The 21,206-nt window shown below is 43.8% G+C and carries 20 protein-coding genes, 1 tRNA gene and 1 pseudogene; 7 read left to right on the top strand and 15 right to left on the bottom strand.

The genetic code is table 11. The features are described from left to right. Positions 1-80 precede the first annotated feature (80 nt). The 4 genes from ICN13_RS08340 to ICN13_RS08355 are packed head-to-tail and all read right to left on the bottom strand — an operon-like array spanning position 81 to position 3,105. Entirely contained in the window at positions 81-986 is a 906-nt protein-coding gene (locus tag ICN13_RS08340; protein ID WP_216139900.1) for a hypothetical protein, read from the bottom strand. A 29-nt stretch (positions 987-1,015) separates the two neighbouring features. After that, positions 1,016-2,281: a glycosyltransferase family 2 protein gene (locus ICN13_RS08345; RefSeq protein ID WP_255534099.1), complete on the bottom strand. Its 1,266-nt coding sequence runs from the start codon at positions 2,279-2,281 to the stop codon at positions 1,016-1,018. Positions 2,282-2,340: 59 nt separating this feature from the next. Then, positions 2,341-2,604 (bottom strand): hypothetical protein, encoded by a 264-nt coding sequence (locus tag ICN13_RS08350; RefSeq protein WP_216139902.1) that lies wholly within the window; start codon positions 2,602-2,604, stop codon positions 2,341-2,343. Positions 2,605-2,664: 60 nt separating this feature from the next. After that, positions 2,665-3,105: a universal stress protein gene (locus ICN13_RS08355; RefSeq protein ID WP_216139903.1), complete on the bottom strand. Its 441-nt coding sequence runs from the start codon at positions 3,103-3,105 to the stop codon at positions 2,665-2,667. 259 nt (positions 3,106-3,364) lie between these two features. Here ICN13_RS08355 and ICN13_RS08360 point away from each other — a divergent pair, with 259 nt between their 5' ends. From ICN13_RS08360 to ICN13_RS08370, 3 genes are all read left to right on the top strand, one after another. Beyond that, a complete protein-coding gene (locus tag ICN13_RS08360; RefSeq protein ID WP_216139904.1) occupies positions 3,365-4,102 on the top strand; it encodes a GGDEF domain-containing protein in 738 nt (245 codons plus the stop codon). Positions 4,103-4,127: 25 nt separating this feature from the next. Beyond that, a complete protein-coding gene (locus tag ICN13_RS08365; RefSeq protein ID WP_216139905.1) occupies positions 4,128-5,603 on the top strand; it encodes an RNB domain-containing ribonuclease in 1,476 nt (491 codons plus the stop codon). 105 nt (positions 5,604-5,708) lie between these two features. Continuing rightward, entirely contained in the window at positions 5,709-6,053 is a 345-nt protein-coding gene (locus ICN13_RS08370; RefSeq protein ID WP_216139906.1) for a hypothetical protein, read from the top strand. On the opposite strand, the gene ICN13_RS08375 is transcribed toward ICN13_RS08370, so the two are convergent. From ICN13_RS08375 to ICN13_RS08420, 9 genes and pseudogenes are all read right to left on the bottom strand, one after another. Then, a complete protein-coding gene (locus tag ICN13_RS08375; protein WP_216139907.1) occupies positions 5,984-6,463 on the bottom strand; it encodes a hypothetical protein in 480 nt (159 codons plus the stop codon). The genes ICN13_RS08370 and ICN13_RS08375 overlap by 70 nt on opposite strands. A gap of 42 nt (positions 6,464-6,505) precedes the next feature. Beyond that, a complete protein-coding gene (locus ICN13_RS08380; protein ID WP_216139908.1) occupies positions 6,506-7,501 on the bottom strand; it encodes an HD-GYP domain-containing protein in 996 nt (331 codons plus the stop codon). A gap of 156 nt (positions 7,502-7,657) precedes the next feature. Then, positions 7,658-9,028, bottom strand: a pseudogene (locus ICN13_RS08390) (HD domain-containing phosphohydrolase). Positions 9,029-9,096: 68 nt separating this feature from the next. Beyond that, positions 9,097-11,682, bottom strand: a complete 2,586-nt coding sequence (mgtA, locus tag ICN13_RS08395; protein WP_216864040.1) for a magnesium-translocating P-type ATPase — start codon at positions 11,680-11,682, stop codon at positions 9,097-9,099. A gap of 4 nt (positions 11,683-11,686) precedes the next feature. Continuing rightward, positions 11,687-12,490: a hypothetical protein gene (locus ICN13_RS08400; RefSeq protein WP_216139911.1), complete on the bottom strand. Its 804-nt coding sequence runs from the start codon at positions 12,488-12,490 to the stop codon at positions 11,687-11,689. A gap of 318 nt (positions 12,491-12,808) precedes the next feature. Then, on the bottom strand, positions 12,809-14,125 hold the full coding sequence (locus tag ICN13_RS08405) for a terminase family protein (protein ID WP_216139912.1): 1,317 nt from the start codon (positions 14,123-14,125) through the stop codon (positions 12,809-12,811). 17 nt (positions 14,126-14,142) lie between these two features. After that, complete coding sequence (locus ICN13_RS08410; protein ID WP_216139913.1) at positions 14,143-14,547, bottom strand: hypothetical protein; 405 nt, start codon at positions 14,545-14,547, stop codon at positions 14,143-14,145. Beyond that, positions 14,544-14,786, bottom strand: coding sequence for a hypothetical protein (locus ICN13_RS08415; RefSeq protein ID WP_216139914.1), 243 nt, complete (start codon positions 14,784-14,786; stop codon positions 14,544-14,546). Before ICN13_RS08415 ends, ICN13_RS08410 begins: the two co-directional genes overlap by 4 nt. Further along, positions 14,776-15,708 carry a YdaU family protein gene (locus ICN13_RS08420; protein ID WP_216139915.1) on the bottom strand — a complete coding sequence of 311 codons (933 nt, stop codon included), beginning with the start codon at positions 15,706-15,708 and terminating at the stop codon, positions 14,776-14,778. Before ICN13_RS08420 ends, ICN13_RS08415 begins: the two co-directional genes overlap by 11 nt. Before the next feature lie 551 nt (positions 15,709-16,259). Between ICN13_RS08420 and ICN13_RS08425 the strand changes: the two genes are divergently transcribed. Next, positions 16,260-16,469, top strand: a complete 210-nt coding sequence (locus ICN13_RS08425; protein WP_216139916.1) for an AlpA family transcriptional regulator — start codon at positions 16,260-16,262, stop codon at positions 16,467-16,469. A gap of 58 nt (positions 16,470-16,527) precedes the next feature. Continuing rightward, the gene (locus ICN13_RS08430; RefSeq protein WP_216139917.1) at positions 16,528-16,857 is read left to right on the top strand and encodes a hypothetical protein; all 330 of its coding nucleotides are present in this window, start codon (positions 16,528-16,530) and stop codon (positions 16,855-16,857) included. Between the two features lie 85 nt (positions 16,858-16,942). Here the strand turns inward: ICN13_RS08430 and ICN13_RS08435 are convergent. After that, positions 16,943-17,032 (bottom strand) — tRNA-Ser (locus ICN13_RS08435). Positions 17,033-17,067: 35 nt separating this feature from the next. Then, a complete protein-coding gene (locus ICN13_RS08440) occupies positions 17,068-18,201 on the bottom strand; it encodes an NAD(P)/FAD-dependent oxidoreductase (protein WP_216139918.1) in 1,134 nt (377 codons plus the stop codon). Positions 18,202-18,301: 100 nt separating this feature from the next. Here ICN13_RS08440 and pgi point away from each other — a divergent pair, with 100 nt between their 5' ends. Both pgi and ICN13_RS08450 read left to right on the top strand, forming a co-directional pair. Next, positions 18,302-19,789, top strand: coding sequence for a glucose-6-phosphate isomerase (gene pgi / locus ICN13_RS08445; RefSeq protein ID WP_216139919.1), 1,488 nt, complete (start codon positions 18,302-18,304; stop codon positions 19,787-19,789). Positions 19,790-19,813: 24 nt separating this feature from the next. After that, a complete protein-coding gene (locus ICN13_RS08450) occupies positions 19,814-21,199 on the top strand; it encodes a phosphomannomutase/phosphoglucomutase (RefSeq protein ID WP_216139920.1) in 1,386 nt (461 codons plus the stop codon). Positions 21,200-21,206: the final 7 nt, after the last annotated feature.

Consider the following 21,206-nt stretch of genomic DNA (forward strand, 5'->3'; position numbering starts at 1 on the left):
AGGTCAGCTATAGGATTAAGAGCAGACATCCTCATGTCAAAATCTAACAGGCAGAGAACGACCCATAGGAGACATCGCCATTAAAAAGGAATAATCAATTCTTCCATTACATAGTGATAAAAGTAGTTGGGCCCAAGAAACCCTGCCATCTTACCGTAACCTGCTCGAGTCTTAAAGTAATAGTCATTTGAAGCAACAGGGCTGGTTGCTGCGAACTCATAAAGCTGTGTAGTGGTGCTAGGGTCTTGATTAACTGTTTGTCGTCCAACGCCCGCTGTTCCACTAAGCATCCATCCCGAAATTCGTTTTCTTGCGCCAAACGCAATCATTGTCTCGTTATAGGTTGATGGGTTGAAGTAATTATTAGCAACATTAGTATTGGTATCCCTATATTGGCGATAACGCAGTTGCGCTGTTAGCCCGTAGTCTGGCACTAGGTCATATATGAGTTTTGCTTTGACTATTGGCCTAGTATTGGTATCAGAGAAATACATATTAGCACCCATCACAACAGCCGATAAACGCTCAAGAATTTTTTGCTCAACACTCACGCCACCCAGGGTGTAATAGATGCCGTTGTTTAAAGAGTTTTGTGTCTCGACTCTATCTCTGTTAACCATGACTTCTGCTTTTGTAGAGTCCGTTACACGAAATCCATAATTACTATCGGTAGTAATTAACTTATGGCCATTCTCTAAGTTATAGCCAATATTGGCGTTGTAACCTAAACCTGTTCTTGGATTAATAGCTTTAGTTAGTAATGTATAAACCTCTGCTGAAGAGTCCCAGCCACCTTGGGTGAAATAATTATGCTGATAGCTAATGCCTGTATATTTTTCCCCATGCTCATACAAAGGCAAAAATCCCGCGTTGTATTTGTAGGTTGAAAAGCCTTCGCTATCTGAAGCAATATAGGCATTAGGAGCAGATATTGCCATTTTAGAAGCAGGCTGCTCCTCTGCATTAGCGGTAAGTAAGGCAATCATTAAAAACCACCCTAGCCTATGAAAATTTTTCATTTGGTACCCCAAGTTTTTCGCAGATTCAAAAACTCAGAAAAATACCCATAAACACAAGCAGGCTGTAGCACTAGCCCATATGCAAATACATAAAAAATAAAACCCAATCGATTCGCTCTGATTTTTAAATGTTCGGATTCAAACATGCTTCGACCCGTTAAATACATCTGCCAATTGAGTAAAAAAGCCATTGGCAATAAAAAGAGCGTCATAGGCCCGACAATCCAAAAGATACCAAAGCATGCAAGGATCAGCCCTGGAATAAAGCCGAATACATAGGCAATATCCATCAGCGGGAACAGCATATTCCACCAAACATATAAGGTAGTGAGTCTTGGCCTAAAGAAAATTAGTGGATTTTCTTTAAATGCTTCAATCAAGCCACGCGACCACCGCTGCCTTTGTTTAACGAATTTTTTTAGTGTATTTGGCGCGTCAGTAAAGGCAAGAGCATCTTCCGCATGGCCTATGCGATAACCTTTGAGCAGCATCTTCCACGTCAGCACAATATCCTCGCCAACCATCTCAGGCCAACCGCCTAGTTCAATCAAAGTCTTTCGGTCATACAAAGAAAAGGCGCCTTGTGCCACCAAAGTACCTTGAAATAATGACTGAATGCGTTTGATGGTAGCAATACCCAAAAAGTAATCCCACTCCTGCGCCTTAGTAATCCAATTATCACGTGAATTGCGAATCAGAATTTCTCCAGCTACTGCTTTGGTATTGACGGGATCAGACAAATAGCGCCCCACTAAATGCTGGACACCGTCCTTTAAGATATAACTATCAGCATCAATCGAAATGACAATATCAGTCATGCATTTTGCTAAGCCATGATTTAAAGCAGACGCTTTTCCACCATTGCGCTTAAGGTCTATTAATTCCAAATTGGGGTGCTCCCCTTGAAGGTCTCTAACAGAATCAAGCGTCTTATCGCTTGATCCATCGTTGATCACGATGATCTGAATATTAGCCGGATAGTCTTGCTCAAAGATTCCCGACAAGGTTGAGGCAATGGATCTTTCCTCGTTATAAGCAGCGATGAGGATTGTTACAGGGGGGTATCGTTGATCACGCATTACCTTAGGGCGATGATCAAGCAATAAGGCGATTGCTACAAAAGCATTCATAAACCCAGGAATGATGGCGATGAAGGTAATGATGAAATACGCTGGGAAAATACCTATTTCAGCACCAAGATCAGAATACCAAGGCTGGGAATACCAAAAAGAAAAGCCCATCCAAGCAAGTGAAAATAGCAAAGAGACTATATATTTTGCATGTACCGAGAAATACATATGAGTTTTCTTATCGCAAGAATTTATTGCGGTAAATCATTGCTAAAAATTTGAATTTGGCCGGCATGAACATGACCGCTTAGAATTTTTTCTTCAGCAATAGATAGAAGTTTTAATTTATGCTTAGAAAAATGCTCTAAAGCGCTACCAAAAATTTCCCCTGGATCGACATCCTCTAAAACTTCATAACTAAAATGACATACAAGAGGATTGCCATTTAAGGTTGCTAAATATTGAATCCCACCATCTTGGGCCAAAGAAGCTGGGCCAATAAACTTGATTATCATTTTCTTACGTCCTTCGGTGAAAAAATTTTAGAGATATTTCTTAATAAACCGATTGGGCGCTTAATTAAGAATGACAACTGGGATTGTGCTGTGCAAAATCACCTCTTGCGCTTCACTATGAAGTAATAGCCCAGCCAAACCAGTGCGCTTATGAGATGACATCACAATCGCATCTGCCTTTGCTTTTTTAGCAGCCTCTAGAATCCCGTCGGCAATATTTGGATGCACTATGTGATAGGAATCAACTGCCAAATCACTCCCTAACGCTACCTTTGCCTTGAGAAACAATTTTTTTGCAAATGCTTCGCAGGCTTTTTTATGAGCAGCCTCAGAAATCATTAAATTATTGACGCTCTCTGTATAGATATATGGAGCCAAAGGATCCGATACATAAACAAGAGTTATTCTTGCATTATCGAGCTTTGCTAGCTTTATCACTTTCTTTAATTCTTTTTTAGTAATAACGTCATTGCTAATAGGCACTAATAATTTTTTGAACATTGGTAAACCTTTTTAGTAAAAATCTATTTTTAATTGTGCGCTCTTTTTGCTGATTAATGTTGATTTATATCAAAGTGCCCCAAGGTTTACCCTTGGATCAATCTTTGCTTATTATAAAAAGTATAAAAACCATGTAGGATGGGGCAATTAGCTATCAAACACTAGTCCCAATATGCTATCCATAGTCATCTTTGCTTATTTTTGCTCTTTAATATTACAAGCAATAGCCGCTTTCGCCTGTTTAAAGCTAGTCAAAAAAATGACTAATGTCTACCGATGGGCATGGCTATCCTTGGCAGCTGGGCTTGCTTTGATGATCTCAAGGCGCCTTATTCCAGCCTATGAGGTATACAGTACGGGTCGCTATATCGCGACAGATGCACTAGCCGCATTTTTAATCTCCGCCTTGTTGGCGATTGGAGTATTAGGAATCAAGCGCTTTCTTGAAAAGGAAGGCGCAGAAAACAGCGCACTATCACTTTTACTAGCATCCGATCCTTTAACTCAATGTTTATCTCGCCCCGAAATTCTCTATAAGACCTCTAGCGAAATTGAACGCACCCTCAGAACGGGCAATACCTTTGCATTACTAGAGCTTGATATAGATCATTTTAAGGATATAAATGATCTCTATGGCCATCAAGTCGGGGATGAAATACTGATTAGCTTAGTGCGATGTATTCAGCAAACCTTACGCAATGTCGATAGTTTAGGCAGAATCGGTGGCGAAGAATTTCTTGTTCTTTTGCCCGAAACAGATAAAGCTGAAGCAATTGATACGGCTGAGCGTATCCGTAAGCATATCGCCAATACTTTGCATATAACTAGTTACAAGGATCCACTAAGCATTACAGTCAGCATTGGGGTGACAACTTTTGAGATTTCCAAATCCTTGAGTAGCAATAAAGCGGAGCTACTTACTGAGCTTGTGAAAAAAGCAGATGATGCAATGTACCAGGCTAAAAATTCAGGCAGAAACTGCTGTCAAATGTTGTGAAAATTTATCAGATTGCTCGACAATAATGCGTAGACAAAAGAGCTATACCAAGGCTGATTTGGCCAGAATCGCTGTGATTGTGATGAAAGAAAAGGGGCTGGAGCCAGACTTTTCTAAGGAAGTTCATGATCAACTCCACTTAATAAACTCTCCCGGCGAAGACTCTGATGCCAGCATTCAAGACTTGACTGAGCTCTTGTGGTGCTCTTTAGACAATGATGACTCAGAAGATCTTGATCAATTGACGGCATGCAGTAGTATTGGCAATGGCACTTACAAGATCTATATTGCCGTGGCTGATGTTGACGCGCTAATTAAAAAGGATACTCCGATTGATGAGCATGCCAAATGCAATACTGCTTCAGTTTACACTTCAGCTCGCATATTCTCGATGCTGCCAGAAAAACTCTCTACCAACCTTACCTCTTTAAATCTGAATGAAACTAGGTTGGCATTGGTTACTGAGATTGTTGTTGGACATTCTGGAGAAATTCAGGGCTCTACCATTTATCGAGCAAAAGTTAGAAATAAAGCGAAACTTGCTTATGATGCAGTATCCGCCTGGATAGAAGACAAGGGTCCGATACCTGAGGGTATTGAAGGCATCCCAGGAATGGATGAGCAAATCAAAACTCAAGATGCTCTAGCCCAGCAACTTCGCATTAAACGTCAACTCGCAGGATCACTCCAGCTAGAGATCTTTCAACCCAAGGCAATTTTTTCGGGTGAGCAAATAGTTGGCATAGCCCAGCAAGACCAAAATCGTGGCCGCCAACTCATTGAAGAATTTATGATTGCTACCAACGAATCAACCGCTCGCTACCTTCTTAAAAAAGGCATCCCCTCACTACGAAGAGTGGTGCGTAGCCCTGATCGCTGGGCTCGTATCGTAGAGCTTGCCAAGCAATATGGCGAGTCTTTGCCAAACAACCCAGACTCTAAAGCACTTTCAGATTTTCTAGCGAAACGCCATCTGGCTGATCCCATCCGCTTTCCAGACCTATCTTTAGTTGTTGTGAAGCTTATGGGTCCAGGGGAATATGTTTTGGAGCAGCCAGGGGTAGAACCAATTGGGCACTTTGGATTAGCGGTGCAAGACTATATGCACTCAACTGCCCCAAATAGGCGCTTCCCTGATCTGATTACCATTCGCATGCTCAAGCACGCCATCAGCAATATAGAAAGCCCTTATACCAAGCAAGAGCTCTTTTCATTAGCGGTCCATTGCACCGTTCAAGAAGATGCTATTCGGAAAGTCGAACGTAGAGTCAGAAAATCAGAAGCCGCATTATTTCTAGAGCCTTATATCGACAAAGAATTTGATGGCGTTATTACCGGCATTACACCCAACTATGGGTGGGTGCGCATTTTTAATCCGCCCGCTGAAGGTATGCTGCTAAAGCTGTCCAAAGATGCCTTTATTGGCAATAAAATACGGGTGAAATTGGTCTCAACCGACGTAGAAATGGGCCATATCAACTTCATGCCTCTAATCCGATAAGTCTTTCAGCCACCATAGCCAACCTCCAGACTTTCATAAGATGCTACATCCAGTCTGAAAAAATAGCCCAAAACACAGTAGCTTGATTAAGAAGAGGAATCGAATATGCCCAAAGACGAAATCGGTGAATACGCCCAAAAGTTATTAGATAGGGTCATTGCTTTGACGCAAGAAGTGGATAACTTAAGAACTGCCTATCGAATTATGCGGGATAGATTAGATGCGAATGCACAAGAGCTATTCATCATGGAAAAAAGATTTAGTAATGAAGCAAAACTGGTGGAACAATTTGCAGCTTTATCCACAAAAGCGGCGAGCCTTACAGAAGACATGGCAAGGCTCACTAAAAACGAAGCACTGATTCAGTGCTCCGCCACATCTCACGAAACAGCAAAAGACTTGGACGAAATGATTGCCAAGTTTAAGCAAGGGCACCGAGATACAAAATAATTTATCGCCCACTTAAAATCAGTTTTCACGTTTACCCCCCCCCCCGCTTTAAGGGACCCTCCGCTGGTTGTTCTGCCTTGGTTGGCAATCGTGGCAGATGCCGCCGTTTTATAAGCCTCGTCTGCCGCTACTACTGTTTGATGAGTTCTCTCAATTACTCTGGGGTCATTTATCAGTGTGGCCGCCTTATGAGCAACAGTAGATGCGACCATCGCAAGCCTTGCCAACTCTTCAATACTAATGGCATCAGCAAGTGAATCAGCGGTACTTTTATCCGCTAAGGTCGCCATCTCATCAATGCGTTGATGAACAATGCTGTAGGCTTTACGTAGGTTATCTACTTCGATGCGAAGGGATAAAACGGTGTCATATAGCTTTTGCGTATATTCACTAAACTTTTCTTCAGCCATCACACTCTCCTTATTGGGCAGTCTTCTATGCCCGATTAATTTCTACGAAATCGATGGAAATTGATATCCGTCTTTCCTAAACAACTTCAAACACGCGTCAACAACAATAGGGTCAAATTTGGTATTTCTGCCATTTTCAATCTCCTGTAATGCCGCATCTATACCTAGTGATGGGCGATAGGGTCGGTTATGGCTCATTGCTTCTACCGTATCAGCCACTCCTAATATTCTTGCTTCACGAATAATGCTGTCACCTTTGAGGTGGTTTGGATAACCGCTGCCATCTAAACGGCAGTGATGCTGATAAATGGTTTGGGCAATAGGCCACTTAAAGTTGATGTCTTTAACAATGTCATAGCCAGTCTGAACATGACTTTCTAATAAGCCCATCTCCACCTGAGTTAATGCAATGGGTTTAGTGAGGATCTCAATAGGAATACCAATCTTGCCAATATCGTGGATGAGGGCAGCTAACTTTAGGCCTTCAATCATAAAGACTGGTAGGTTCATTTCTGTAGCGATCGCTACGCACAAATTGGCAACACGTAATTGATGCTGGTAAGTGTAGGCATCTCTACTCACTACCACTTTCGTTAAGGCATCAACCATCTCATACATATTGCGAACATAGTCTTGCTGGAACTGAAGTAATTCACTCTCAGCGGTTTTTCTGCTAGTGATGTCACGAATATTGCATTGGATAACACTCTCGCCATTCACGCCATAGGCATTACTAACAAACTCAACGCTAATAATATCGCCATCTTTAGTGCGCAGTGGCAAATCGCTGTATCTGATATAGCCATCTTTTTTCAGTGTCGCAAAGGCTCTGATGGAAGCATTCTTATCCACCATTGCGCCAATTTGCCAAAGCTCTTTACCAACAAGCTCTTCTTTGGTGTAACCGAGCATTTGAATAAGATAGGGGTTTACATCTTGAATACGCCCTGTCTCAAAATCCAATATCAAAATACCGTCGTAGGCGGTTTCAAATAAGCGTCTATAGCGAAGGTTTTCTTCTTGCGGAGTATTTGGCATTTAATCTATTTTTTATGATTATGTTCCATATTCTTCCACAATAGGATGACAGTCAAGCAAACCTATTGATAAAGATCAAATTATGTGTCTGATGGTCATTTGTTAGGTCTGTTAATCCGCTACAAATACAGCGCGAAGTGACGACCTAAAAGATTCTTAAGACTGAATATCGTATCCCGCGAGCTCTAAACTCTGCTTTTCTCCAAATAGCCTGACAGCAGCAGCCACCACATCTGCATCTAGCTGCTTTCCCGATTCACTTTTAATTTGCGCAATTGCAAGAGGCAATCCAGGAGCAAATCGATAAGGGCGATTAGTTGACATTGCCTCCAACATATCTGCTACAGCCAATACTTTTGCTTCGGGCAAAATCGCATTGCCCTTCAATCCTAATGGGTAACCAGATCCATCAATTCTCTCATGATGCTGATGCACCATATCAGCAATTGGCCAGGGAAACTCAATATCCTTTAATAAATCATACCTATACTGGGCGTGTTGCTGCACTAATTTTTCCTCAAACTCAGATAATTTCTAAGGCTTTGTCAAAATTTCCGAAGGGATACCCATTTTCCCAATATCGTGAATAAGCCCCGCCATTCGCAACCCTGTTATCCGATGCTCGTCCCATCCCAACTCTTGACCGATCGCACAAGCAATCTGTGCCACCCGCGATTCATGCCCAGCCGTATAAGGATCTCTTAACTCCATTGCCTTAGACATAGTAGCTACGGTTCCTGCTAGAGATCGATTAAGCTTATCCGCCTCATCAGCAAGCTTTTTTTCGTAATTTACCCTAGTGGTAATGTCTCTTACAGTAGCCTGTAAAACGTGTTTACCTTCATGCTCAAATGCAACGAGTAAGACCTCGGCCGGAAATGGAGTGCCATCTAACCTGCAATGCACCCACTCAAATATATTACTACCATTCTCAAATGCTTGAGCAATACGTTGATTGGCCATCCCATCAGAGGGCATGCCATTAGGCTGATAAGGTGGAGAAAATTGAGATGGATGCTTGCCCACAAATTCACTACGCTTAGCACAGCCAAATATTGATAATGTTGCTGGGTTGCAATCGTAAAACTCCTTGCCATCAAGCAACATAATGGCATCTGGAGAGGACTCAAACAGTAATTTAAATTGAGAGGCAATTTTTGCCAAAGATTTTTCAGCGGCTATCCGCCCAGTAATATCACTCAAAACATGTAGTGAATGAACCAGCTCCCCAGAATCATCACGTAATGTATATCCATGGGAAATAAATGATTTATCGCCCACAGTAAATTCATCCGTATTTGATGAATGCTTCTCACCTGTCACGCTTGCATTACAACCTGGTAAGGGCCCGACGCCTTTGGGGAAAATCTCCCAATATGGCCTTCCCAAAGCCTCACCTTCAGTCACACCAGCCTCACGATAGTAGGCTGCATTAGCAAGTATTAATCTAAATTGAGAATCATGAAAAAAAGCAGGATCCCCCATTTCTTCAAACACTTGCCGGAAGCTATTGGAGTCTATTGCCATCTTATTTCTCTGTTAAATTTTTAACTGCCTCGTAGCTCAATCATACCCTTATAACATGGCCCTTGAAGCTAAACAATGCCCCACTTTTTCACAAACCACATTTTCACCAGCTGGGTTAATAGCAAGTAACATGGCAGCAAGAAAGCAATTGCATACCAATAGTTTGATGGCAAGGGACTCATCTGAAACTGCTGTCCAAGCACTGTATAAGGCAGCACAATTCCCACTGCACAAATGAACAAAGTAGTTAGCACTAATGGGAGGCTTGGCCAGCTATCTTTAAAGGGAATTTTTCCGGTTCGAATGATATACACAACCAGTGTTTGCGAAAGCAAAGACTCTACAAACCAACCGGTCTGAAATAAAGGCGACATCTCCACGCTATTCGCACGAAGGATAAACCACAATAAAGCAAAGGTAAGATAGTCAAAAATGGAACTTATCGGTCCCATACAAAATATATAGCGCGCTAAGCCACTAACATTCCACTCTCTTGGACTTTGCAGATATTCAGGATCAACTGAGTCTGTCGGGACTGCAGTTTGCGATAAGTCATACAGCATGTTATTCAGAAGAATTTGTACAGGCGCCATTGGTAAAAATGGAAGCGATGCACTTGCCCCAAGCATGCTAAACATATTGCCAAAGTTTGAGCTGGCGGACATTTTGATGTATTTCATAATATTGCCAAATACTCGCCGACCCTCAACTGCACCCTCATAGAGAACCATCAAACTTTTCTCTAGCAAAATGATATCGGCTGACTCTTTAGCAATATCAACTGCTGAGTCTACAGAAATACTCACATCTGCAGTCTTTAGCCCAGGGCCATCATTAATACCATCGCCCAAGTAACCCACAACATGGCCTTGCATCTGCAAAACTCGAATAACTCTTGCCTTTTGCTGGGGGGACATTTTGGCATAGATCTGAGCCGAAATTGCCTTGATTGCAAGCTCTTCATCATTCATAGCTTCAATATCAGACCCCAAAACTACCTGATTAATAGGCAGCCCCACCTCATGACAAATCTTACGGGTGATGAGCTCATTATCACCAGTCAAAATTTTGACCTCAACTCCACAGCCCCGCAAAGCTGCGATTGCTTGCTTGGCAGATTCTTTGGGGGGATCAAGAAAAGCTACATACCCTATTAATATCAAGTCCACTTCATCGGCCGGACTATAAGCCTTATCTAGCGACTGCTCTTGGCGTATGGCCACAGCTATTACCCGAAACCCATCATTATTAAGATCCGCAACAACCCGCTCAAGATCTTTCCGATGCTCTAAAGTCAATACTATTTGATCGTCACCTATTTGTGCGGACCTGCAACAAGTAAATATTTCCTCTACAGCTCCTTTACAAATTAATATATTTTTTTCATTATTTTTTCTAAGCACTACGGATAAGCGTCGTCTTTCAAAATCAAAGGGTATTTCATCTATCTTCTGATAAGAATCATTGCCATGTAGCCTTTCATGAATATCAACGTGCTTGAGTATCGCCACATCCATTAGATTTTTTAAGCCTGTTTGGTAATGGCTATTAAGGTATGCATACTCTAATACCTGAGCGCTATCGTTTCCATTAACGTCGATATGCTTTTCTAAAATAATTTCGTTTTGCGTCAGAGTGCCTGTTTTATCAGTACATAAGATATTCATTGCGCCCAAGTTTTGTACCGCATTTAAGCGCTTAACAATCACTTTTTTCTTGGATAAAGATATCGCACCTTTTGCTAGATTGACTGTCACTAGCATCGGCAACATTTCTGGAGCCAGACCAACACCCACGGCAATAGCAAATAAGGCTGCCTCTAGCCAGCTGCCCTTGATTAGCCCATTAATTAAAAATACTGCTGGGATCATGAACATCATGATTCGGATCATCAGCCAGGTGAACTGAGTAATTCCCTCATCAAAGCTCGATTGTTTGACCTGTGCTGTCGTCTGCCTTGCTATCTCCCCAAAAAAACTAGAACCACCTGTTTTGAGGACCAAAGCATCACCCATACCTGACACCACATGGCTTCCCATGTAGGCTAGATTACTCCAGTCAAAAGAAGAGGATGCGTTTTTATCTAAGCAAATATGTGACTTCTCAGTTGGCAGAGATTCACCGGTCAGGGATGCTTGATTAACAAATAAATCTTTGCTGCTAATAATTCTGACATCTGCCGGAATGAGATCACCTACTGTTAACCTGACTACATCACCAGGAACAATCTGATCAAGATCGACCTCAATCTCAACACCCGCCCTACAAACCAAAACTTTGGTGCTAACTAAGGCTTTCAGTTTCTGCGCCGCATTGTTGGATTTATATTCCTGAACAAAGGTTAGCGTAGCTGATAAAAATACCATCAAAGCTATCAATACAGCCCCTCTTGATTCCCCAGTCAAGTAGGAGGCAAGCGATAAAACAATCAGCAAAATCGAGAGAGGGGAGAAAAATAAACGTAGAAATCGAATGATGAGCCACTCTCGCCTTTCAATAGCGAGAATATTTTTGCCATATTTTTGATAATTGAGCTGCCATTGCTCTAAAGACAACCCCTGTGGCGATGAATTTAAGTCTAGATATAGCGATGAAAAGTCTACTAATGCCAGATTCTTTATTTCCGATGCTTTATCTAAGTTTAGATTTGTCATGTAATCATTCTATGCCACTCAATGTCCTACCCCAGCCTCTCTTTTTTATTGCATTGACCACGCCTTGAGCAATTTTTCTTGGCCTCTCACCTATGCCTTCTAACTGAGCATTTCCAGAAGGATCAATTTCAATAATCTTTTGCTGCACTTTTACATACGAGCCATGATGACTAATTCCCTTAAGAATGCCTGACATTGGCGCCATAATTGCATCACCACCAATATGCCCTAAAACATCTTCCGCCTGAACCACATCGCCAATATTTTGTGTGTTATTCCATATGCCTGCTTTTGGAGCGTAAACAATGCGCTCTCTTGTAAAGCCGTCTATGGGGCGAGGCTCACCTTCCAGGGGTTTGGTAGACCCAATGACTTCCCCACCTAATGATTCACCCCAGGCAGTTTCAATTGCGATATCACAATTAGTGTTAGTTTCGAAGCCTGGGCCTAGACCTATCAATAAGGTTTTGTACTGGGTTTTCCAAGCCGGTATTTGTGGGGTGGATCTCTTCTTCATACGGGCATCAATAACAACCTCAGCCTTCGTTTGCGCAAGTAATGCTTCAACATCTAAGCTACAAACCAATATCTCCTCGAGACGCTCGGACGGCAAATGAATTACGTATTGAGCAGCAACCCCCTCCAATTGTGCAAAACCTTGGTAGTAGGCGTCGACAAAGCTCATCCCTCTGCGAAGATGTGCGGGTGCAATTTCATCGGAAATAATGACTTTTGCACCATGAAGAAATAGCTGATGGGCGATGGCTGATCCGACATCCCCGCTTCCTTGAACGATTACTGTTGTCATGGACTTATTTTGACCTATGAAACCTGCATTTAGACATGCTCAACGCTCGAATCACTCTCTTCAATTGAATGTAAATAACTCTCAATTGAAAATCCCGTTAAAAATTAAAAAATACCTGCAAATTCCGCAGGTATGAATTTACAGCCAGTAGGAGACATTCATCTCTATCCTACTCTAGGATTGCTCAATAAACAAAATTACTTTTATCTCCAATGCAAATACTGGAGTGTTAGATATTGGCCGTTCTCCGCCGATCAGGCGCCACAAAAAAACTTAACTGAACGGCAGAAATGGGATGTAAAGCAGACTTTTCGTTTATCAAACAACAGTATCGGCAACTCTTCTCGCCCGCATCACCCCGTATCTAGTTGCATCCCAAGCATGGTCTTCTGCATCGGTATCCACATCTTCCGGATTCAATGAATCTGGTGGCAGTTGGGGGATGGTTCTTAACCAATGCTTACAAGTTGAGAAGATCTTGAGTCTATCCTCAGCTAGTAGTCGGATGATTTCTTGTGCGCCGTTTACTCTGCTTCTAGGGGCGTTGTAGGCTTCGGTCCATTTCACTCCTTTATCCCTGAAGATCTGGCCGATGGATCGCTCTGCGCCAATTTTTGAGAAGATAGATGGGTCAGCTAAGTTCATGCGGTATTCATAACCAAGTCGTTGGTCATGAATTTCTATCTTTTTGATCTTCTCCGCCACAACCGTTGCATCCTCTCTGGTACCCGTGTTTTCTTTATCACCGCTTCCATAGAGCTCTCTCCATAGGTAATAGACTCCGTCGTTGGATAAGGCAAACCAATAAACAGCATATGGTCTGGCATAGCCCCAATCCATAGATCGCCATACTTTCCATGTTGGCGGTATAGCAAAAGGCTCTACAACATGCTTAGAGGGCTGCCATACGCCTTCCAAGAAACTTCCCACGTGGATATCCCAATCTCCCTCTAACCATGCTCTGCGCCTGTTTGGATCGCTTAATGACTCTAGACTCATCAGATAGTTCGGGTCGTTTTTTAGGAGATGGGTGTTCTCATAAATAGTCGAATGAATTCTGACTCTTGGGAGTGCGCCCTCTTGCCTGATGATCTGTCCAGCAGGTATTGCCCCAATCTGAAATCTTTCCTTGACCGATGCATGGCCCACTCCAAATGGATTGCAAGTAGCTCGCACCATTCGCGGCATTCCAGGATGAGAAGACCGGCAAGTGGAATGCATGGCCTCGTAAAAAGAGAGGTTGCGCCAGTTGGTAAGTTCTTCAAATCCTAACCAGGGGTATTCGTGGCCATGGTAATTCCAGTAGTCATCTTCATTCGCTCCATAACGGAAGTACAGCATCTCTCCAGTTGGCCACTTCCATACATAGTCTGATTCATTAAATTTGGCGCCTGGGAAGATTTGATAGAACCAGCGCTTGCTCTTGGCTACTACGTCAGCCAGTTGGGGATAGGTCAATCGAAAGAGTGTGCCGCGCCAATGATCACCAAAGCCTCTACCTACATGCTGGGCATAGCTCATTAACAAGGTATCAGTCTTACCTCCTCCTCTGGTGCCCTCTAGGAGTACTTCATATACAGGGCAAGTTAGAAACAAAGTCTGGCTACCGGGCAATGGTGCCCAGATGGTTTTCATTGGTTTTGTTTAATTCACTAGTGTTTTGCTTGGGCAGCCTGTTCCCACTCATCTATGCTCATAGCGCTTGGCACTACCAAGACTCCGCTTTGTAGGGGTGCGCCATCTTTACCGGTGTGCTCAATAGCGGATAGGCGTGGATGAACATAAGGTGCGGCATGTCTTCCGACAGTGGCAGCCAGGTTCAGAAGCTTTATGCGAGCTTCATTTGCTGATGCCCTATCGCCAAACCCCTCTTCTTGAACATTGCCAGCTTCTTCATATAGTTGGTGCATTACCTTCATCATGACTTCTAGGGGTGTTATCCCCTGGGTAGCAACAGCCTCAGCAATCTGGCGGGTGCGCTTAGTTAGGCTGCCAGTCTTACGACCAGCCCCCTGTCTTTTTCCGCCCTTTGATTTCTTTTGATTATTTTCAATCATGAGGTGACTGTTGGTTCTTTGATGAGCTTCAACAGATGGGGTTGCAATGCAACTGAATCACCAATAGGCTCATCAAATTCAATGATGATTCTTTGGAATAAGTCATGTCGGCTTTGGGCTCCACGATGCTTTACGACTGTACCTACGCGCCCACTTGGAGTCTTTACCTTTGATCCGATGGGAAAGTCTTCCATGTCTAAGCGATCAATGACTCCGGCTATGGCGTGATTAACTTGCATTGGACTTCTCCATGGCTTCCTGGCGTTTGCGTAGCTCGGTAAATATTCGGGTTTTGAAGGAATCGTAGCTTTCAGATCCTTGGGCATTCATTGCTAGTTCCCTGCCTTTGGCGTCTATGCCTTCATTGGTTTTCCACCAGGCTTCTTCGTCTGCGCTAGCAGCCTCTGCCTTCTTACGCGCCCCTTTGAGTATTGCCAATACATAGCCCGCATTGATCGGGGTTGGGTTTGAGACCTTCATGCGCGTCTCCTTTGCCGTGGCGATAGCCTCTGCCACCTCAGCCTCCGTTACCCCGAGATTGACGATGTCCCGAATGCGGTAGTCATCTACGGCTATAGCTCTGCCCTCCTTGCTGATCATGGCTGCAAAGCTTTTATATTTTTCAATACGCGCCTGAAAAACTTTTTCTTCGTCAGCTGGAATGGGTGGTCCTTGGGGAATTTTTTCCTTTTCACCCCCATTGTTTTGTTTGCCTGGTGTATGGAGATTGGTTACTGGTGACTGGTGTTTGGTGTCTGGTGAGCAATGCGTTCGCATTGCGGTCGCATTGCGTTCGCATCCTTTATTGGGGGTGATTTCGGGTTGAGATTCGTCCGATGGAAATGATTGCCACCTACCTTCTGCACTACGCCTGGCTTTAAGTTGTTTGTCTTTGAAGCGGGCAATTTCATGGTCACAGCGCTCTTGTCTCCAGCCATCATCACAAAGGGTAAAAAATTCATTGAGAACGGAGACAACTGCATTTTTTTCTTCTTTTGATCGTGCGTTGATCAATCTTTGTACCAACTTGATTTCAATAGGTAGGGGCTTTTCTGTTGCGTAGTACTTTCTGATGAGGCGGCTGTAAGTTGCATCCTCTATGAATGTAAGATGCGCAGTCGCCTCTGCGTAATCCCCAATGTGATGCTCGTAGTAATTCATCTCGATCTGTCTCCGTGTAGTTCTTTTTCTTGCGTGCAATATTTTTTGCAAGAGATGAATCTAACAATCAGAAAGCGTATCGTCAAACGCGTTTTTTCTGAATTTTTCTTTAATTTATTTATTCATCAATTCGCTGTAATCCATGTTTGAGATATTCGTGAGAATGATTTTCTTTGTCTGAAGTGTTTATTGATCTACGCGTGTCCACCAACCTCTTTGTGCTATCAGAAACTTCTGACAAGTCTGTAGCCATTTATTTATATGGCTTGTGACACTTCTATGAATAAATATTTTTTTGTAGTCAAAAATTAATATGCGTCTTCAAAGTGGGTATTGACATTTGGTTGACCACCAAAATTCCATTGACTACATTGCACTTCAGCAGCACACAAAATGATGCATAACAAAACACAATAGGAGATTAAATTAAATGGTGGCATTTCGTTTGTATAGTTTGTATCGATCTTATGGATACACAAAAATGAGTTCTGCAAAGATGGCGTTGCAGGTTTATCGTAAAAATGTAAAACGCGCCCGCTAAGGAGATGGTGATGAGTCAATCCAGCCCCCAAATCCCACCTATTACTTTGATGAGAATTCCTCAAATATTGAAAGTGATGCCAGTTTCTAAATCTAAGTTTTGGCTAATGGTTCAGAAAGGTGAATTTCCGAAACCAATCAAGATTGGTCGATCATCTTTCTGGACAATCGAACAAGTACAAGCATTTATTCGAGAGCGGTCTGCACAATCCACCAATTGAATGATGGGTATCCCCTGAGGGTAAGCTAACAATCCTACGGAAAACTCAGGGGATGACTATGGAAGCAATCAACTTATCAAAATTATTTAGCGTTGATGTTTACAGCGACTTTAGAAGGAGCAAACAGGGCCCCTGGGTACGCATTGGGGAGTTTGACAACCTGGACGACGCAATCGAAGCATGCAAGAAGGTTGTGGACGACTTTCTTCAATCCCCCATCAACGCATTTATAGGCTCTGAACGGCTCAGAACTGCTTTTTTGAGCTATGGGGATGTTCCAGTCATTAACGGCGTCGAGAACCTACCCTCCTTTGATATTTACGAGTATCTTGCCAAGCGTTGCGGGGAAGTTTCTCACCCATCTATATCCAACTCAATCCAAATCTAGACAATGTTTTGCTGGTGGGTAGAGTGGTGGGTAGAGGGACCCCAAAAACAAAGAGCCCCTTGTTTAGGGGCTCTGATGTTGTATGTGGCGGAAGAGGTGAGATTCGAACTCACGGAGGACTTTCATCCTCGCCAGTTTTCAAGACTGGTGCATTCAACCGCTCTGCCACTCTTCCTTTAGTGTGAACCTCGGTTGGATCCAAGCCCTAGATTATAGAGAACTTTTGATTTTTCCTTCTAAATACCTGGCAATAGCGATGCTGGAGGTTAGTCCTGGGGACTCAAAGCCATATAAGTTATATAGGCCTTGGAGACCATGGTCCTGAGGGGTGTTAAAGCAGAAATCTCCTGCTGGGCTATTCGGTGGCACGATTTTAGCCCTCACCCCCGAATAATCTGGCTGTAAGGAGTTGTCTTTGAGCTCTGGCCAATAACGACGTACAGCCTCATAAAAGCCCTCACCTCTTTTAGGATCAACGGTGTAATCAATCCGCTCTTCAGCATCAATGTCCAACCATTCCACATCGGGTCCAAACTTCGCTTGGCCACCCATATCTAAGGTGAGATGCACGCCAAGACCACCAGGCTCAGGTATGGGATAAATCAAATGAGTAAACGGTGATTTGCCAGAAAGTGAAAAGTAATTTCCTTTTGCAAAGTAGGCTTTGGGTATCTGATCATTACTAAGGCCCTCAATCTTTTGCGCAACTGCAGGAGCGCTCATACCAGCGCAGTTAATTAGTAACTTGGTTTGCAGCTTCATACCATCGGGTCCACCGATTTCTAATTCAAAACCACCATCTGCCCCTTGTCCAATAGGCGTTGCACATACTAGCGGTGAATGATAAGCAATCATGCCGCCGGCATCTTCAAGCCCACCAAGCAGGGAAAGCATATAGCCATGACTATCCACAATACCGGTGCTTCCAGAAAGAATTGCGGCAGAACACTTCAGTTTTGGTTCGAGCTGTTTTGCTTCTTCACCTGAAATCAGTTTAATTTCTGGGACACCATTATTTTGTGCTTTATACAGAAGCGCTTGCAGATCATTTATCTGGGAGTCATCGGCAACGATGAGCTTGCCATAAGGCTGAGTCGCTACTTGATGACTACGGCAGTATTCATAAAGCAATCGATTGCCTTCGACACATAACTTTGCTTTGAGGGAATCTTTTGGATAGTAGATGCCAGCATGAATCACTTCACTATTACGAGCGCTACTAATCGTGCCAAAAGAGCCTTCTCTTTCTAGCAAAATTGTTTCCCGGCCTTGGAGCGCCATTTCTCGTGCAACCGCTAGCCCAACCACTCCAGCGCCGATAACGACACAGTCAACATACTCCATCTATTGGTTCCGCTTTGCATTCATAACTAGGAATATACCGAAATCCTAGCATTTTCAGTGTTTTAGGGGATTTAGCGGCCCTTCTTGATAAAATCTGAGAATGTCTTCTAGACCTGAAAATATCGATACCAGCACCCATACAGCCGTTGATGTGGTGCTCGATACCGCTTACCAAAATATCAATGCGGCACAGTGGGTGGAGCTATTCACATTTGCCCGAAAATCCAAGCTTGAAGGTTTTATTGCCGATCTGTTTGCGGGTAAACATATCAATCTGAGCGAAGATCGCCCTGCCCTCCATTCTGCTTTGCGCAATCTTTCTAAATCACCCGTCATGCTTGATGGCAAAGATGTTATGCCAGCAGTTACAGAGGTATGGCGCCGCATCGAGGCGCTTTGCAATAAATGGGTTGGAGTCACAGATGTCATTCATATTGGTATTGGTGGATCAGACTTTGGCCCCCGCTTGGCCATTGAAGCCTTAGCCCATGTTCCTGGCATTGAGAGCCGTGGCATGCGCATGCACTTCTTAGCCAATATTGATACTGCCGAGCTAGCCCGCATTCTGGATCGCGCTCAACCCAACAGCACCCGCGTTGTGATTGTTTCTAAATCATTCACGACTCTAGAAACCACCATGAATGCCAAGGCTGTTTTGGCTTGGCTCAAGGCAAATGACTGCACTAAGAGTCAAATTACAAATTCTTTATTTGCTGTAACTGCCAACGTTCCTGCCGCCAGAGAGTTTGGCGTCGAGGAAGACAATATCTACCCATTCTGGGACTGGGTAGGTGGTCGTTATTCAGTATGGTCTGCTGTTGGTCTGCCAATTGCCCTGCAATATGGGTTTAAAACCTTTGAAGAATTTTTGTCTGGTGCTCATGCCATGGATTTGCATTTTAAGAATGCGCCACTTGAGCAAAATCTGCCAGTCATCATGGCGCTTGCCCTCTTGCATCAGCAAGAAACTCTGGGTATTAAGGCCTACGCAGCCATTCCGTATGCGGATGCTTTGGATTGGTTCCCGAAGTGGTTGCAGCAGCTCGATATGGAAAGCAATGGTAAGTCTATCGACCGCGATGGCAAGCCAGTAAAGCACTCTTCACCCGTAGTCTTTGGTAGCGCCGGTAGTAACGCACAGCACTCCTACTTCCAACTGCTCCATCAAGGTAGCGATATAGTCCCGATTGACTTCATTGCAGTGAGTAAGCCGATGAGTGATCGCCCAGAAGCTGTAGCACATCACCGTATCTTGCTATCTAACTGCTTAGCCCAGGCGCAGGCTTTAGCGCACGGTAAAGCCGCCGATAATCCGAACGATGTTTATCCTGGCAATCGTCCGAGTAACTTACTGCTTTTGCCAGAGCTCAATGCTTTTTATCTGGGTGCTCTTTTAGCCCTCTATGAAAACCGTGCTGCTAGCCTTGGCGCACTATGGAATATCAATAGCTTTGATCAACCTGGGGTTGAGTACGGCAAGGTCCTGGCCAAGCCGATTGAGAAAGCACTTCTGACTGGCTCGCCTATAGAAGCCAATGACAGTATCGATGCTGTTACTGCTGCGCGTATTAATTTATTAAATAGTTAGTTTTGATCAACGTTAGGGTTTACCGTGCAGCTATCGCCATCCATTTTTAAAGCTTATGACATTCGCGGCATTATTGATGAGACTTTAGATCCATCTATCGCCAAATTGATTGGCCAAGCCTTTGGTACCGAAATGCGTGAGCTTGGTGAAACTGAAATTGTCATCGGTCGTGATGGTCGCTTATCTGGCCCTAGCTTAATTACAGCCTTAACCGAAGGTCTTTTATCGACTGGTATCAATGTGATCGACCTAGGTATGGTGGCTACACCCATGGTGTACTTTGGCGCCAATCAGGCCCTTGATGGCAAGAAACCTAAATCCGGCATCATGATTACGGGCAGTCATAACCCACCAAACTACAACGGATTTAAGATGGTTTTGGGTGGTGCTGCAATCTATGGCGATCAGATCCAAGCTTTGCGTCAGCGAATTGAAGCTAAGAAGTTTGCGACTGGCCAAGGAAGTCGCTCTACATTTGACATTTTCCCGATGTATCTCAAGCACATTGTCGGTGATGTGAAGTTGACTCGCCCTATGAAGATTGCCGTTGATTGCGGCAATGGTGTCGGCGGTGCATTTGCTGGCAAGCTATTTAGAGCTCTAGGTTGTGAAGTTCAAGAACTCTTTTGTGAGGTTGATGGGCATTTTCCGAATCACCACCCTGATCCTGCCCATATTGAGAACCTACAAGATCTCATTAAAAATCTGCAGACTACCGATAATGAATTAGGTCTTGCCTTTGACGGTGACGCTGATCGCTTGGGCGTGGTTACCAAAGATGGTCAAGTGATTTTTCCAGACCGCCAAATGATGCTCTTTGCTAAAGACGTTCTCTCCCGCAATCCTGGCAGCCAGATTATTTACGACGTCAAGTGCACGCGTAACCTGGCTAGCTACATTAAACGGCATGGTGGCGAGCCTTTGATGTGGAAAACAGGCCATTCATTAGTCAAAGCCAAGCTCAAAGAAACAGGCGCACCTCTCGCAGGTGAAATGTCTGGTCACATCTTCTTTAAAGACCGCTGGTTTGGATTTGATGATGGCTTGTATACCGGCGCCCGCCTGTTAGAGATTCTTTCTAAAGAAAAAGATCCCAATCAAACGCTCAATGAACTCCCTAATGCGATTTGCACGCCAGAACTGCAACTGGCTTGCGCTGAAGGTGAGCCTTTTGCATTGCTCGAAACCATTAAAGCTAATGCCAAGTTCCCTACTTCAGAGTCCATCAACACGATTGATGGCGTGCGGGTGGAATATGCCGATGGCTTTGGACTTGCGAGACCATCCAATACCACCCCAGTCGTGGTCATGCGTTTTGAGGCGGATAGCGAAGAGGCGATTGCCCGCATTCAGGCAGAATTTAAGGCTGTACTGTTGGCTGCTAAGCCAGATGCAAAGTTGCCGTTTTAATTAACGG

It is taken from the genome of Polynucleobacter sp. MWH-Berg-3C6, assembly GCF_018881855.1.
Taxonomy (GTDB): Bacteria; Pseudomonadota; Gammaproteobacteria; order Burkholderiales; family Burkholderiaceae; genus Polynucleobacter.